Genomic DNA, 14,912 nt, shown 5'->3' on the forward strand with positions numbered 1-14,912 from the left:
GCGCCGTCAGGGATCGATATCTTTTTGGACGCCACGAGATTGTCCTGCATTCAGGGTGCCGGGATCGGCACCCGCCGTCGGGAGAGGGGAAGGGGCTGCGTCTAACGGGCGCGCGTATTACCCGGTTGCAATGCGCCGTGACGATGCCTGCGGCGCACGTCGCGTCGTGCCGCGACCAACCCCCGGCAGTCGCGCGACGGACTGCACGCTTGCCATCCGTTTCGCAGCTGCAAGATCGGCGCGACGTGGCGCGATTTCGCCGTCGAAATCCGCATCCCGTGGGCTACGCCCGGCCATGGTCTCGAACAGGCGCGCATAGACCGCGGCCTTGCCGTGCCAGGACACGTCATGAAGGCCGCCATTGCGCTGCAGGCGTGCCCAGACGGCTTTCTGGCGGAACAGCATCTGTGCATGGCGGATCGCGTGATGGAGCGTATCGCGCGTCGTCGGTGAAAAGAGGATGCCGTTTGCGACACCTTCATAAATGGCAGCCGTATTGGCATCCACCAGCGTGTCCGACAGACCGCCGACACGCGCGGCAATCGGCACCGATCCATACCGCAGCGCGTGAAGCTGGGTCAGCCCGCAGGGCTCGAAGCGGGACGGTACAAGGGATGCATCCACCGCGGAATGCAGCCGGTGGCCCAGACGCTCGCTGTAGCGCAGGTGGCAGGTGACCTGTGCCGGGAACCGGGACTGCAGGCGCATGAAGGACCGCATGATCTCGGCGTCTCCGGTGCCGACGACGGCGAGCTGGATCCGCTCGGTCATGAGTCGTGGCGTGATGTCCGCCAGCAGGTCGGCGCCTTTCTGGGTCGTCAGGCGGCTGACGATGCCGATGAGGAAAGCATCCGGGTCCTGCGGCAGGCCGAATTCCGCCTGAAAGACACGCTTGTTGGCTCGCCGACCGACGACGTCACCGACCTGATAGGGAAAGACGACCGACGGATCGGCTTCGGGATTCCATTCGTCGATGTCGATGCCGTTGAGAATTCCGTGGAGCACGGCCGCGCGTGCGCGCAACAGGCCATCGAGCCCCATCCCGTGCTCTGCCGTCTGGATCTCGGCGGCATATGTCGGCGATACGGTCGAAAGCTGGTTCGAGAGCTGCAGCCCCGCCTTGAGGAAACCGACCTGGCCGTAGAATTCGCATTCGTCGACCTGCATCGCATGGTCCGGCAGGCCGAAGCGGGCGCATTCGCTGGCAGGAAACAGGCCCTGGAACGCAAGGTTGTGGATCGTCATCAGGACGGGTGCAGCAGGCTTGCCGTCATAACGGAGATAGGCCGGAATCAGCCCGGCCTGCCAGTCATGCGCCTGAATGACGTCGGGACGATATCCCGGCACCAGTCCCTGCGCCACGGACGCGGCAGTCCGGGCGAAAACGGCATAACGGATGCCATTGTCCGACCAGTCCCGGCCGTCCGGGCCGAGATACGGGTTGCCGGGCCGGTCGAACAGCGCAGGCGCGTCGACGACGAGCAGCGCATGTCCATGTGCCTCGCCGCGCCAGAGAGTGACGCTTTCTCCCAATACGTCGAAGGTGCCGACAGCCTCGCGCCGGGTAATTCCGGACATCACGGCCGGATAGCCGGGAACAATCGTCGTCACGTGTATATTGTAAGGCCGAAGCGCCTTCGGCAGCGACCCGACGACGTCACCGAGGCCGCCGGTCTTGACGAACGGGTACATCTCGGCTGCCGCTGACAACAGCTCCAGCGGCGCGTCCTGGTGCAAAGCGATGGCGCTCATGGCGAATGTCCCGATAAGCCCAACTGGCCCGGCGCAGTGCCGACCAGCGGAATGTCAGGCTAACGCGGATTACGCCACATTTACGCCACGCTCACCGCCAAGTGATCGATCGGAAAGCCGTTCCGGCAGCGTTATGCGATCCGATGTCGGCATTGCGCCGGCTGAGACAAAATGAGGATTTCGAGCCGATGGTCGCTGTGCAGCGTCGTCAACTCAAGGAAGGCACACCGCGTATCCGCGGCGCGACATGGGACGGGGAGGGCGTGAATTTCGCGCTGTTCTCAGCCAATGCCACAGCTGTCGATGTCTGTCTTTTCGATGCCGATGGAGGACGTGAAACCGACCGTATCCGCCTCCCGGAGTATACCGATCAGATCTTCCACGGCTGGATTCCGGACATCCGGCCGGGCCAGCTCTATGGATATCGGGTGCATGGCGCATATGAACCCGACGAGGGGCATCGGTTCAATCCGAACAAGCTTCTGCTGGATCCCTATGCCCGCGGTCATCGCGGCAAGCTGATCTGGGATCCGGCCCTGTTCGGATACCAACTGGGGCACAAGGACGCCGACCTGAGCTTCAGCGATGCCGACAGCGCGGCTTTCATGCCCAAGTGCATCGTGACCAGCGCGCCGCGGCGGGCGCAGCACCCGTCGGAACGCGCATCCCGGCCATGGGATCACACCGTGATCTACGAGACGCACGTCAAGGGCTACACGAAGAACCATCCCATCGTGCCGGAGAACCTGCGCGGCACCTATGCCGGCCTAGCCACGCCGGAGCTGCTGCGGCACATAAGGTCGCTCGGCGTGACGGCCATCGAGCTCCTGCCGACCCACAGCTTCGTCACCGACCAGTATCTGTCCGACAAGGGCCTGGAGAACTACTGGGGCTACAACACCATCGGGTTTTTCGCGCCGGAAAGCCGGTATGCATCGGACCCGAACCACCCATCGGCCGAATTCCGCCTCATGGTGGACGCCATCCACGAAGCCGGCCTCGAAGTCGTCATGGATGTCGTCTACAATCATACAGCCGAAGGCAATGAGCTCGGGCCGACCCTGTCGTTCAAGGGTATCGACAACCCCTCCTATTACCGTCTGATGCCGGATCGGCCGCGCTATTACATCAATGATACCGGCACCGGAAACACGTTCAACCTGTCGCATCCGCGCGTCCTGCAGCTTGTTGCCGACAGCCTGCGCTACTGGGTGAACGACATGGGGGTCGATGGTTTCCGCTTCGACCTGGGGACGATCCTCGCGCGCGAACCGGACGGGTTCGATAGCCAGTCCGGGTTCCTGAAGGTCTGCGGGCAGGATCCGACGCTCAGTCACGTCAAGCTCATCGCCGAGCCCTGGGATTGCGGGCCGGGCGGCTATCAGGTCGGCGGATTTCCTCCGGGCTGGGCCGAATGGAATGACCGCTTCCGCGACACCGTGCGCGATTTCTGGCGCGGGGAGGCAAAGGCCGCCGAACTCGCGCCGCGCCTGCTTGCAAGTCCCGACAAGTTCAATCGTCTCGGCCGCCAGCCTTGGGCCAGCGTCAATTTCGTGACCGCGCATGACGGGTTCACGCTGAACGACTGCGTCACCTACGAAGAAAAGCACAACGAGGCCAATGGAGAGGACGGGCGCGACGGCTCGTCCGACAATCGGTCCTGCAATTACGGGGTCGAGGGCCCGACGGACGATCCCGCGATCAATGACATTCGTGAACGCCAGATGCGCAACATGCTGGCGACGCTGATCCTGTCCAACGGCACGCCGATGATCCTGGCGGGTGACGAGTTCGGCCGCACGCAGAACGGCAATAATAATGCCTACTGCCAGGATGACGATATCTCCTGGCTGAACTGGGACATCAAGGAACGGGGCGAGCGTCAGATCGCATTCGTCAAGCGGCTGACCGCGCTGCGACGTCGGTTCCCGACGCTTCGTCGCAATCGCTTCCTGTCCGAAGCCTACAACGAGGAGCTCGACGTCAAGGAACTGACCTGGATCAGCGCGCATGGCGGCGAGATGCAGCAGGACGAATGGGAAGGCAGCCAGTGCTTCGGCCTGATGCTCGATGGTCGCGCCCAGCCGAGTGGCATCCGTCGCCGCGGCGAAGATGCGACCCTTTTACTGGTCTTCAACGGCTGGCATGACGTCGTGGAGTTCACGCTGCCGGAAGGTGAGGCCGGACAGTGGCGACTTCTGGTCGACACGAACCTCGATCAGCTTGGCGACAAGGCGGAGGAGCGTCTGTTCGATCCGCAGCACATCTACACGGTGACCGGCCGCTCGCTGCTGCTGTTCGAACTCAAGCGGCGCTGAGGCCGGTTTTTACAGAACGGCTTCGTTTCGCTGTTCACGATGGAGCCGCTTTTCATCGATCGGGTCCGCCTGCCCTGGAGCGGGCGGACCCGTGATCCAGAGCGACTGCGACGGCGTCGAACAATGCGCCGCGCTGTGCGATCAGGTCCGGGCCGATGGCTGAAGGCCACGCGCTCGTCATGACGACCACGAGTTGACGTTTCGGATCGATATGAATCGCCTGTCCGAAAATGCCGATCGCATCGTAGATGCCGCCAGCCTCGGTCCACCATTGAAATCCATATCCACGCCCCGGCATGTCGGTCTGTGACGTGGCGCGAGTGGCATCTGCCACCCAATCGTCAGGCAGAATGTTGCGATCGCCTGCACGGCCGCCGCCCAGCATGAACAGGCCGAAGCGTCCATAATCCCGCAGCGTTGCGGACAGGCAGCACCCGCCCGGCTCCTGCCCGCCGGGTCCCACGCCCCAATAGGCCTCCTGCGCCATGCCGAAAGGCTGCCAGATCTTTTCGGACAGATAGGCTGCCAGCGATTTGTGTGTCGCGCGCGTGACCAGAATGCCGGCCAGGCCAGTTTCGCCCGTGTTGTAATGCCAGATCGTGCCCGGACGTGCCGCGCGTTTCAGGCGGCACAGATAGGCGATCGTCGGATCGATCCCCGGTGCCGCAGGCTCCAGAAAGAGACGCGCGACATCCGATTGCGGATCGCTGTAATCCTCGTTCCAGGCCACGCCCGACGTCATGGTCAGAACCTGCCGCACCGTGACGCCGTCATAGGCGCTCCCGCGCAGCTCCGGAACGATGGCCGTAACGGATTCGTCGAGACCGGAAATCGCTCCGTCCCGGATCGCGGCGCCGACCAATGTCGAGGTCACGGATTTCGCAACCGAAAACGAGGTCCAGCGCGTATCCCGTCCGGCCCCGTTTCCATAAACCTCGAGGCGGATGCGGCCGTGATCAAGAACGAGAAGTCCCGCCGTATGCTGCGCGCGCATGAATTGCGCGAGGGACAGGGTGCTGCCTTTCCACGGAATCGCAACCGATAGCGGTGCGCCGACAAGCAGCGGGTAAGGCCTTGCGCCATGCGGCACGGCATGCGTCGGATAATGGCGATCCATATGACCGAAACCGGCATCGCGCTGCGCCTGCGTCCAGAACAGCACATCGGCGCCGATCGGGCGGCCGGGGGCGGCAGCAACAAAGGCAAGGGCAAGCAGCGGAAGAAAACGGCGCATGGCGCAGCGTCTACAGGTTTCCCATACCTTCGATAACCGTTTCTTCGGCCCGGTCGGCCACGATCAGACTCAGGCGGCGTCGCCCGGTGTCGAAATCGGCGTTCCCGCCGTCGTCCAGTCCGCCGAAGGTCGACAGGCCGTGGATCGTGATCGCAATTTCCGTCCACCAGGGTGCGAAACTGCCTTCCCGTGGCGCGATGACGATGCGGAAGTGGCCGTCTGCGAAATTCGCCCGCACGTGAAGGCGGAGCATGGCCGCGGGTTCGATGCTCATGCCATCGTCGTCATAGAGTGTGCCGATGCATTCGGCCGCTGCATAAATGTCGAGCCGAAGCGGCCCCTGTGGCCGTTCTCCGGTATGCTGGATCGTATCGTGATGAGGAACGATCGTGCCGCCGCGGGCAAAGACCGCGATAACGTCCGGATCGGGAGAGACGGTCACGGCGCGCGGTGCATGCGCATCATCGGCGCCCAGCGTCGTCGATGTTCCGCTGTTTCCCGTGAGTTTCGCCGGGACCGTTTCGTCCAGCCGTATTCCCGTCCAGTAATCATACCATGTGCCTGGAGGCAGGATGACCGTATAGTTCTCCGGCATTTCGCCGAAGGGCTCGGGCGCGATCAGCAGCGCCCGACCCAGCATGAACTGCGAGCCTGCTTCCAGATCGAGCGGATAGCCGCTGGCAGCCTGCGGAAATTCGACGAACAAGGGACGCATCATCGGCAATCCCGTCCGGCTCGTTTCCTCGGCCAGCGTGTAGAGGTAGGGCATGAGACGGTAGCGCGCCTCGATTGCCGCGCGACGCCGTGTCAGATGCGGCTCGCCGTGAACCCACGGTTCCTGCATCGGGGTCATGAGGTCACTGTGATTGATGGCGATCGGATTGAACGCCCCGACCTGAAGCCAGCGCGTCAGAAGCTCAGGCGATGGCGTACCGACGAACCCGCCGAGATTGACGGCCGCGAACGAAAATCCTCCGAGGCCCAGGCTGAGCAGCATCGGCGTGCTGAGGCGCAGGTGATTCCAGGTCGAGAGATTGTCGCCGGTCCAGGTGATGGCATAGCGGTGCCCACCGGCATAGGTCGCGCGCATCATGACGAAAGGACGCGATTCCGGGCGCAGTCTCCGCAAACCGCCATATGTCGCGCGCCCGTTCAGCATCCCGTAGACGTTATGCATTTCCGCATGCGTGCCCTGCCGGATTCCGCCAAATGTGTCGATCCTGTGCACCACGTCTTTTGCGAACGTGCCGCCGTCGGAGAACAACGCGGGCTCGTTCATGTCGTTCCAGAAGCCGTTCACGCCGATTTCGACGAGCCCGCTGTAAAGACCGCCCCAGAACAGTCGGGATGGTTCATGGGAAAAATCCGGGAAGACGGATGGTCCACCCCAGGATTGTGCGACATAGACCGAGCCGTCCTGCCGACGGACGAACGCATCCTGCTCATACCCGCCTCTGTAAGGCGCATAGCCCTCTTCGACCTGTGCGATCTGGAAGTCGGTAATCACGACCGCGGCAAAACCGAGCCCATGAAGGTCCTGCACGAGAGTCGGGAAATCGGGAAAGGCCTTGGTGTCGACCGTAAAGCTTCTGTTCTGGTCAAGAAGGTGAAGGTCGAACCACATGACGTCCGCAGGAATGCGTTCTTCGCGCAGGCGGCGGGCGATGCCGATCGCTTCGTCTGCGGTCTTGTAGGAATAACGCGACTGCTGATAACCGAGCGCCCATTTCGGCGGCAGGGGTGGCGTACCGGTCAGGAACGCGTAGGCCTGCAGGACATCGGCCGCTGTCGGCCCCGCCATCACGTAATAATCGATCGGGCCACCGGTTGCTCCAAATTCGAGAACATCCTCTTCCGCGCTGCCGAAATCGAATCGTGTCCGCCACGTGTTATCGAGAAACACACCGAATGATCGGCCGCTTTCGTGGCCGATGAAGAACGGGATATCCTTGTAAAGCGGGTCCTGACCTTCCTGAAATGCGTAGCTGTCCGTATTCCAGTTAACGAAGCTGCGGCCCCGTCGGTTCAAGCGCCCCGGCTTGTCGCCCAACCCGAAAATAGCAAGTTCTGGCGTGAGATGTTTGCGGATCGTAAAGCCCGCACCACGCTCGTGAAACGGAGCGTCATCCGCATCCAGCAGGATCGGATGTCCGTTGATATCCCGCACCGACAATGCACCTGTAGCGAGAGCCAGTTCGGCGATCAGGCAGTCGGTCGCACAGGTTACGACGTCATCCGACTGCGATATGCGGGGCGCTGCCTGCGCCGCCTGCGCGGACTCCACGATCACCCAGGAGGGCACCGGCGTCTCGTCATGGCACAGGATCCGCACGCGAAGGATGTCGGCGCGCGGCATCTCGAGGGCGAGCGTGCAGTCATCGTTCCGGACGATGACGCCCGCACCGGATTCAGATTCGACGACGAAACGTCTCATGGCATGCTCCCCCGCCGGTCCGCGCACCGGTTTATGTTTAACCCGTCAGGACGCATCGGTTCCGATGAAAGACGCGTGACCGCGCGGAGGCAGCCGGGTATGAAGACCGCCTCACGAACAAACGGGTCACGACATGCCGATGAAACCGGACTGGCGCAGCGTCGCGCTGTGCGCGCTCATGCTGTTTCTCAACAACGGGCTGATGCTGATCGGAGTCTCGGCATTCGATCCGATCGTCCTGGCCGGTCTGCAAGTCTCGGTTGCTGGGCTGAAGCTCGGCGACAGCCTGACATTGCTGACACTGGCCGTCGCATCGCCTGGCGCCGGTTGGGCGCTCGACCGGCTGGGTCCGAACCGGGTCTTCGCTGCCGGCGCCCTGTCGATGGCGGTCGGCATGGCCGTATTTGCAGGCGGCGCGGCTCATGCGTTGTGGCTGCTGTATGTGGCCCACGTCCTCTTCGGCGTGTGTCTGTCGCTGTGCGGCGCATTCTCGGCGGCACTTGTCGTAACGACGGTCTCGGGGGAGCGTCCCGGGAGCGCCATGGGCGCACTGCTCGCGGCCAACAGCGCGGGGCTCGCTTTCGGCATCACGCTGATGCAGGGCATGGCCGGGCGTCTCGGATGGCAAGGGGCGGTTCTGGCGGCGGCCATAGGGGCACTGGCCCTTGTGCCGTGGCTGTATCGCCGCCTGCCATATCGTCTGGCATCCGTAAGCGACGATGTTGATGCGTCCCTTGGCGCTGCCTTGCGTTCGGGCCGGTTCTGGGCCATCGCCGTCGTGGCTGCGGCGAGCTTCTTCGTCGAGATGGGGCTCCTGACGAACATCGTGGTGCTCGCCGTTCACGACCTCGGCTTTCCCGTCATGCGGATCGGCGCGCTCATGACGATCATGTTCGCCTGCGGCATTGCGGCGCATCTGGCCGCAGGTGCCCTGACCGATCGCATGGATCGCCGGATCGTCCATGCAACGGGCATCGTTCTGATGATGGCAGGACTCGTGGCGCTGGCCCTGCAGGCCCAGGCCGGTCATGCCGGATGGCTCGCGCTGACCATGGCCGTCTATGGCGCCGGATGGGGTGCAAGCTACGTGGTTCTGCAGCTTCTCCTGACGACCAGCTTCCCCGGCGGGAATCGGGGACGTATTGTCGGATGTATTGGGGCAATCGAAGCGGTGGGCGCGGGACTGGCGCCTGTCATCGTCGGTAGTCTGCGTGATCGGACCGGAAGCTATGCGGAGCCTCTGGCACTTCTCGCCGCGTTGCTGGTCGCCGTTCTGCTCGGCGCGGTCCTGCTGCGGCCAGCCTCTTGCAAACTCCGGTGATTAGGTTCGTAATGTTTCGAACTTATGTATTTCGAGGAGCCTGCCATGTTCGCCTGCACCGGCTATGCCGCTACCGCCGCCGACGCGCGTCTTGCGCCGTTTTCTCTCGACCGACGCGATCCCGGCCCGCGCGACGTCCGCATTGACATCACGCATTGCGGCGTCTGCCACTCCGACATTCATACGGCCCGCAGCGAATGGCCGGGGACGCTGTACCCTTGCGTCCCGGGGCACGAGATTGTCGGTCGGGTTGCCGAAGTCGGTGCGGAGGTCACGAAGTACAAGGTCGGCGATCAGGTTGGCGTGGGCTGCATGGTCGACTCGTGTCGGGAGTGCGAATCCTGCCGGGCGGGCCTCGAGCAGTATTGCGAACCGGGCGCGCGCTTCACCTACAACAGCCCCGATATTGGCGGCCTGAGCCATACGTTCGGTGGCTATGCGCAGGCTGTCGTGGTGGATCAGGACTTCGTTCTGCGCATTCCCGAAGGTCTCGATCTGGCTGCCGCGGCCCCGCTGCTGTGTGCCGGCATCACGACGTGGTCGCCGCTGCGGCACTGGGGCATCGGCCCCGGCAAGCGCGTCGGCGTCGTGGGCCTTGGCGGTCTGGGCCATATGGGCGTGAAGCTCGCCGTCGCGATGGGGGCTGAGGTCACGCTGTTCACAACCTCAGCCAACAAGGCGGAGGACGGCCGGCGTCTGGGCGCCCATCGCGTGGTCATCTCCAGGGATGCGGATGCGATGAAAGCCGAAGCCGGGCGCTTCGACTTCATCCTGGATTGCGTTTCGGCCCAGCACGACATCAACGCCTATTTCGCTCTGCTGCGCCTCGACGGCGCGCTGGTGCAGGTCGGCCTGCCCGAGAAGCCGATCGAGGTTCAGATGTTCAGCCTGGTCGGCAAGCGTCGCACCTTCGCGGGTTCGCTGATCGGCGGCATCGCCGAGACGCAGGAGATGCTCGATTTCTGCGGCGAACACGGCATCACCGCCGACATCGAGATGATCGCAATGGACGAGATCAACGAGGCCTACGAGCGCATGATCGCGTCCGATGTGAAATATCGCTTCGTCATCGACATGGCGACGATGCCCAAGGCGGCGTGATCTGACAGCGAGGCTTCGGCCTCGCTTTCCCATCGGCATGACCTTCGACAGTGCGGCAACCGGGAGAGCAAGAAGCTTCCGGGCCGCACGGTCTACGTCCCAACGATCCTGAGTGCGGCTCAGGCGGCCCGCGCCGCATCGGCCTCCAGTTTTGCCATGACATCCGGCGCATGCGTCTCGCCCCAGCTTTTCAGTGTCCGCAGGGCCGGCTCCAGCGTACGCCCGAGCGGTGTGAGTCCATACTCCACGCGTGGCGGCACCTGCGGATACACGACGCGTTCGATCAGCCCGCACGCCTCCAGATCACGAAGCTGGGCTGTCAGCATCCGGGGCGTCAGTCCCGGGAACCGGCGGTGCAGGGCATTGAACCGCGTGATCCCGTCTTCCAGCAGATGGAACAGGATGACGCCTTTCCATTTCCCGTCGATGAACTGAAGGGCCGCCTCCACGGCACAGCCGGGCGCGCATGTCATGTCGCGTCGGGTCACTCTCGGCATGCGGACACTATCCTTTTCGGCCATATGGGCGAATTCCGTGCGTACTTGCGCACGCGGCCCATACATCCTTCTCTGATGTCGCAGAACCTGACAAGGAGAGTTTTGATGCGCGCCGTGGGATATCAGCACTCCCGTCCAATCGAGGCGGACGATTCGCTTGTGGACATCACGCTTGACCGCCCGACACCCGGGCCGCGCGACCTGCTGGTCGCGGTCAGGGCCGTCTCGGTCAATCCCGTCGACACCAAGCTGCGCGTGCGGCAGGAGCCGGAGCCGGGCCAGTGGCGCGTGCTCGGCTGGGATGCGTCCGGCGTCGTTACAGCCGTCGGCCCGGATGTCTCCGGCTTCAAACCGGGCGATGAAGTCTATTATTCCGGGGCCATGATGCCGCCGGGCAGCAACGCCGAGTTCCAGTGCGTGGACGAGCGGCTGGTCGCGTTGAAGCCGAAATCCCTGAACTGGGCACAGGCAGCGGCCTTGCCACTGACGGCCGTCACGGCCTGGGAAATGCTGTTCGACCGGCTGGATCTGAAGACGACGGTCCCCGGGGCTGCGTCCGCCGTGCTGATCGTCGGCGGGGCCGGCGGCGTGGGCTCGATCGCGATCCAGCTGGCCCGGCATCTGACGGACCTCACCGTCATCGGCACGGCCTCGCGTCCCGAAACAACGGCATGGACCAGGGACATGGGCGCGCATCACGTGATCGATCACCGCACGTCGATTGCACGCAGTGTGAAGGATCTCGGGCTCGGCGCGCCCGGCGTCGTGTTTTCGACGACCCATACCGATGTCCATCTGGCCGATATCGCCGACCTGATCGCCCCTCAGGGCCGCTTCGGCGTCATCGATGATCCGGCGACGCTAGACATCAACCCCTTCAAGCGCAAAAGCGCTTCGGTGCATTGGGAGTTCATGTTCACCCGTTCGCTGTTCCAGACACCGGATATGGGACGTCAGGGTGAAATCCTGGCCGACGTCGCGCGTCTGGTTGACGAGGGCGTGCTGAAGACGACGTTGTCGGACGTGCTCGGCCCGATCAATGCGGCCAATCTGAAGGAGGCACACCGCAGGCTCGAAAGCAGCACGGTGCGCGGCAAGCTTGTGCTGGAAGGCTTCGGGGCCTGAACCCAAGGCCAGAAGCCCGAGAGACACGTCACGGGCGGCCGCCCTGTTTGGCAGAAGAGGTGCGGCAGGGCGGTTTCGCACCGACGCGTGTGTCGACAAGCCCGGTTTGTATCGACGCCGGGTGTCCTGGACGATTTTGATTGCTGAGTGGAGCGACGCCTCACACGTTCCTGGCGATGCTGCTCGTCATGAGCGTCCGGTTCGAGAGGTTCCGTTCAACGCTGCATCCCGTCCGACGCCGGGGCTCGTGAGTGCGTCCGCGTGAACGGGCAGCAGACACGACTTACTTTATCCGGGGCAGTAGCCTTGCCTTGGTCGCGCAATACTTTTGGCGACCAAGGCCCAAGGATGTCGTTAGCCGGTCCTGCAATCCCGGTGGGTACTAGAGCTCTTGCCGGGCTTGCAGAAAACGGCGTTCTTACGAGGCAGCAGCTTTCCGCTTGGCGGGTGCTGTCGTCTTGGCCGCGGTCTTGCGCGTAGTCGTCGCCTTCGTGGCCTTGGGTTTGGCCGCCTTGGGTTCTGCGCTTGCAGCGTCCTTGGTGGAGGCCTTGGCCGTCTTCGTCGTCGATTTGGCCGCCGTCTTCCTCCCGCCGGCCTTCGAGCCGGCCTTGGGCTTCAGGGGCTTGCCCTTTTCTGCGAGCAGTTCCACGGCTTCATCCAGCGTGATCGCATCTATCTCCGTGCCTTTCGGCAGGTTGGCTACCGTCTGGCCATGCTGGATATAGGGCCCGAAGCGACCCTTGCGGACCATGACCGGCTCGCGATCCTTCGGATGAACACCCAGATTGCGGATCGAGGCGAGCTTCTTCGCGAGGCTGTCCACCGCGCGATTGAGCCCGACCGTCAGGACGTCGTCGTCCGCATCCAGCGTGCCGTAGATCGCACCCATCTTCACATACGGGCCGAAGCGCCCGATGCCCGCTTCGATGATCTCGCCCGTTTCCGGATGCGGGCCGACCACACGCGGCAGCGACAGAAGCCCGAGCGCCTGCTCCAGCGTTAACGTGTCGGCCGTCACGCCGCGCGGGAGGTTGGCGCGCTTCGGCTTGGCCTTCTTGTCCTCCGGGTTGGGCTCGCCTTGCTGGATATAAAGCCCGTATGGCCCCCGGCGCAGCGTCACCTCGTCCCCGTTGGGCGCGGCGCCGAGCACCTTCATGCCGTCCTTCAGCGTCTCGCTGTCGCCATCCTCGGCGACGAGACGACGCGTGAACTGGCAGGTCGGGTAGTTCGAGCAGCCGATGAACGCGCCGAACTTGCCCAGACGCAGCCCGAGCCGCCCTGTGCCGCAGGCCGTGCACTGACGCGGATCGCCACCGTCCGCGCGTTCGGGGAAGAAATGCGTCCCCAGATCCTGATCGAGCGCGTCGATCACGTCCGAGATCTTCAGATCCTTGGTCTGGCCGACCGCCGCGCTGAAATCGTGCCAGAACGCCGCCATGACGTCGTGCCAGTCCGCGCGGCCGCCCGAAATGTCGTCGAGCTGCTCCTCGAGGGACGCGGTGAAGCCGCTGTCCACATAGCGTTCGAAGAACGACGTCAGGAAGGCCGTCACCAGCCTGCCGCGATCTTCTGGCACGAAGCGCCGGTTATCGAGGCGGACATAGGCGCGATCGCGCAGCACGCCGAGAATCGAGGCATAGGTGGAAGGACGGCCGATGCCGATCTCTTCCATCTTCTTGACCAGCGATGCTTCCGAATAGCGTGGCGGCGGCTGCGTGAAATGCTGCTCCGCCGTGGCCTTGTTGCCCGACAGCACGTCGCCCGCCTTCATGGCGGGCAGCATCCGGCTCTCGTCGTCATCGGAGCGGTCGTCGCGGCCCTCGATATAGAGCTTGAGAAAACCGTCGAACGCCACGATCGAGCCGGTGGCCCGCAGCACCGTCTTGCCCGAGGCATCGGCCAGTTCGACCGTCACCTGGTCAAGCTCGGCCGATGCCATCTGCGATGCCATCGCGCGCTTCCAGATCAGCTCGTAGAGCTTTGCCTGTTCGGGCGATAGGCGCGCGCGCATCGCATCGGGCGCCCGCGTCACATCGGTCGGCCGGATCGCCTCATGGGCTTCCTGCGCATTCTTGGCCTTGGTGGAATAGACGCGCGGCTGCGGCGGCACGTAGTTCTGACCGAACGCCTCGCCGATATGGCCGCGAATGGACGAGATGGCCTCCCGCGCCATCTGCACGCCGTCTGTTCGCATGTAGGTGATGAGACCGACCGTCTCGCCGCCGATGTCGATCCCTTCATACAGCTGCTGGGCCGCGCGCATCGTGGCCTGCGCGCCCATGCCCAGCTTGCGCGAGGCTTCCTGCTGCAGCGTCGAGGTGGTGAACGGCGGCGCCGGGTTGCGCTTGACGCGCTTGGGCTCGACCGAGCGGACCGTGAAGCGTCCGGACTGCACGAGATCGCGGGCCGCATGGGCCGATGCCTCATCATTGAGGTCGAACTGGTCGAGCTTGCGGCCGTCCAGATGCGTCAGCCGCGCATTGAAGCCCGCGCCTGCGGGCGTCGTGAACGCGCTTGCCACCGTCCAGTATTCGCGCGGGCGGAAGACCTCGATCTCGGCTTCGCGCTCGCAGATCAGCCGCAGGGCCACGGACTGCACACGGCCCGCACTCCGGCTGCCCGGCAGCTTGCGCCACAGGACGGGCGAGAGCGTGAAGCCCACAAGATAGTCGAGCGCGCGGCGGGCCAGATAGGCCTCGATCAGAGGCATGTCGAGATCGCGGGGGGCCGCCATCGCGGCCTTGACCGCCGATTTCGTGATCTCGTTGAACGTGACGCGGTGGACGTCGATGCCGCGCAGCAGGTTCTTTTCCGACAATGCCGCGCGCACATGCCACGAGATGGCCTCGCCTTCGCGATCCGGGTCGGTCGCGAGATAGAGGTTGGTCGCCCCCTTCAGCGCCTTGGCGATGGCCGCGATCTGGCGCGAGCCGCGCTCGTCCGTCTGCCAGTCCATCGCGAAGTTTTCGTCCGGCCGGACGCTGCCGTCCTTGGGCGGCAGATCGCGGACATGGCCGAACGAGGCCAGGACCGTGAAGTCATCGCCCAGATACTTGTTGATCGTCTTGGCCTTCGCGGGGCTTTCGACCACGACTACATCGGTCATCTCAAACTCGGTCCTGGTCCCGGT

The 14,912-nt window shown here is 64.0% G+C and carries 9 protein-coding genes; 4 read left to right on the forward strand and 5 right to left on the reverse strand.

Annotation, left to right across the window (positions count from 1 at the left end):
- Nucleotides 1-117: 117 nt before the first annotated feature.
- Entirely contained in the window at nucleotides 118-1,752 is a 1,635-nt protein-coding gene (gene glgA, locus B8446_RS01110) for a glycogen synthase GlgA (protein ID WP_048846305.1), read from the reverse strand.
- A 188-nt stretch (nucleotides 1,753-1,940) separates the two neighbouring features.
- Here glgA and glgX point away from each other — a divergent pair, with 188 nt between their 5' ends.
- A complete protein-coding gene (glgX, locus tag B8446_RS01115; RefSeq protein ID WP_048846400.1) occupies nucleotides 1,941-4,070 on the forward strand; it encodes a glycogen debranching protein GlgX in 2,130 nt (709 codons plus the stop codon).
- A gap of 52 nt (nucleotides 4,071-4,122) precedes the next feature.
- On the opposite strand, the gene B8446_RS01120 is transcribed toward glgX, so the two are convergent.
- Nucleotides 4,123-5,304: a serine hydrolase domain-containing protein gene (locus B8446_RS01120; RefSeq protein WP_053053595.1), complete on the reverse strand. Its 1,182-nt coding sequence runs from the start codon at nucleotides 5,302-5,304 to the stop codon at nucleotides 4,123-4,125.
- A gap of 10 nt (nucleotides 5,305-5,314) precedes the next feature.
- Nucleotides 5,315-7,738, reverse strand: coding sequence for a glycoside hydrolase family 31 protein (locus B8446_RS01125; protein ID WP_053053596.1), 2,424 nt, complete (start codon nucleotides 7,736-7,738; stop codon nucleotides 5,315-5,317).
- Between the two features lie 133 nt (nucleotides 7,739-7,871).
- On the opposite strand from B8446_RS01125, the gene B8446_RS01130 reads away from it, so the two are divergent.
- Together B8446_RS01130 and B8446_RS01135 are read left to right on the forward strand one after the other, a co-directional pair.
- Nucleotides 7,872-9,059 carry an MFS transporter gene (locus B8446_RS01130; protein WP_048846307.1) on the forward strand — a complete coding sequence of 396 codons (1,188 nt, stop codon included), beginning with the start codon at nucleotides 7,872-7,874 and terminating at the stop codon, nucleotides 9,057-9,059.
- Between the two features lie 45 nt (nucleotides 9,060-9,104).
- Complete coding sequence (locus tag B8446_RS01135) at nucleotides 9,105-10,160, forward strand: NAD(P)-dependent alcohol dehydrogenase (RefSeq protein ID WP_048846407.1); 1,056 nt, start codon at nucleotides 9,105-9,107, stop codon at nucleotides 10,158-10,160.
- Between the two features lie 119 nt (nucleotides 10,161-10,279).
- On the opposite strand, the gene B8446_RS01140 is transcribed toward B8446_RS01135, so the two are convergent.
- A complete protein-coding gene (locus B8446_RS01140) occupies nucleotides 10,280-10,657 on the reverse strand; it encodes a winged helix-turn-helix transcriptional regulator (RefSeq protein WP_048846309.1) in 378 nt (125 codons plus the stop codon).
- Between the two features lie 105 nt (nucleotides 10,658-10,762).
- Between B8446_RS01140 and B8446_RS01145 the strand changes: the two genes are divergently transcribed.
- Nucleotides 10,763-11,782: a zinc-binding alcohol dehydrogenase family protein gene (locus B8446_RS01145; RefSeq protein WP_048846311.1), complete on the forward strand. Its 1,020-nt coding sequence runs from the start codon at nucleotides 10,763-10,765 to the stop codon at nucleotides 11,780-11,782.
- A gap of 418 nt (nucleotides 11,783-12,200) precedes the next feature.
- Here the strand turns inward: B8446_RS01145 and topA are convergent, their stop codons facing one another.
- A complete protein-coding gene (gene topA / locus B8446_RS01150) occupies nucleotides 12,201-14,888 on the reverse strand; it encodes a type I DNA topoisomerase (RefSeq protein WP_048846409.1) in 2,688 nt (895 codons plus the stop codon).
- Nucleotides 14,889-14,912 lie beyond the last annotated feature (24 nt).

Origin of the sequence: Tanticharoenia sakaeratensis NBRC 103193, assembly GCF_000963885.1 — a bacterium.
In the GTDB taxonomy this organism is placed as follows: Bacteria; Pseudomonadota; Alphaproteobacteria; order Acetobacterales; family Acetobacteraceae; genus Tanticharoenia; species Tanticharoenia sakaeratensis.

Coding starts and splice junctions, on each gene's coding strand:
- glgA (WP_048846305.1), bottom strand. CDS start 1,752: ATGAGCGCCATCGCTTTGCACCAGGACGCGCCGCTGGAGCTGTTGTCA.
- glgX (WP_048846400.1), top strand. CDS start 1,941: ATGGTCGCTGTGCAGCGTCGTCAACTCAAGGAAGGCACACCGCGTATC.
- B8446_RS01120 (WP_053053595.1), bottom strand. CDS start 5,304: ATGCGCCGTTTTCTTCCGCTGCTTGCCCTTGCCTTTGTTGCTGCCGCC.
- B8446_RS01125 (WP_053053596.1), bottom strand. CDS start 7,738: ATGAGACGTTTCGTCGTCGAATCTGAATCCGGTGCGGGCGTCATCGTC.
- B8446_RS01130 (WP_048846307.1), top strand. CDS start 7,872: ATGCCGATGAAACCGGACTGGCGCAGCGTCGCGCTGTGCGCGCTCATG.
- B8446_RS01135 (WP_048846407.1), top strand. CDS start 9,105: ATGTTCGCCTGCACCGGCTATGCCGCTACCGCCGCCGACGCGCGTCTT.
- B8446_RS01140 (WP_048846309.1), bottom strand. CDS start 10,657: ATGCCGAGAGTGACCCGACGCGACATGACATGCGCGCCCGGCTGTGCC.
- B8446_RS01145 (WP_048846311.1), top strand. CDS start 10,763: ATGCGCGCCGTGGGATATCAGCACTCCCGTCCAATCGAGGCGGACGAT.
- topA (WP_048846409.1), bottom strand. CDS start 14,888: ATGACCGATGTAGTCGTGGTCGAAAGCCCCGCGAAGGCCAAGACGATC.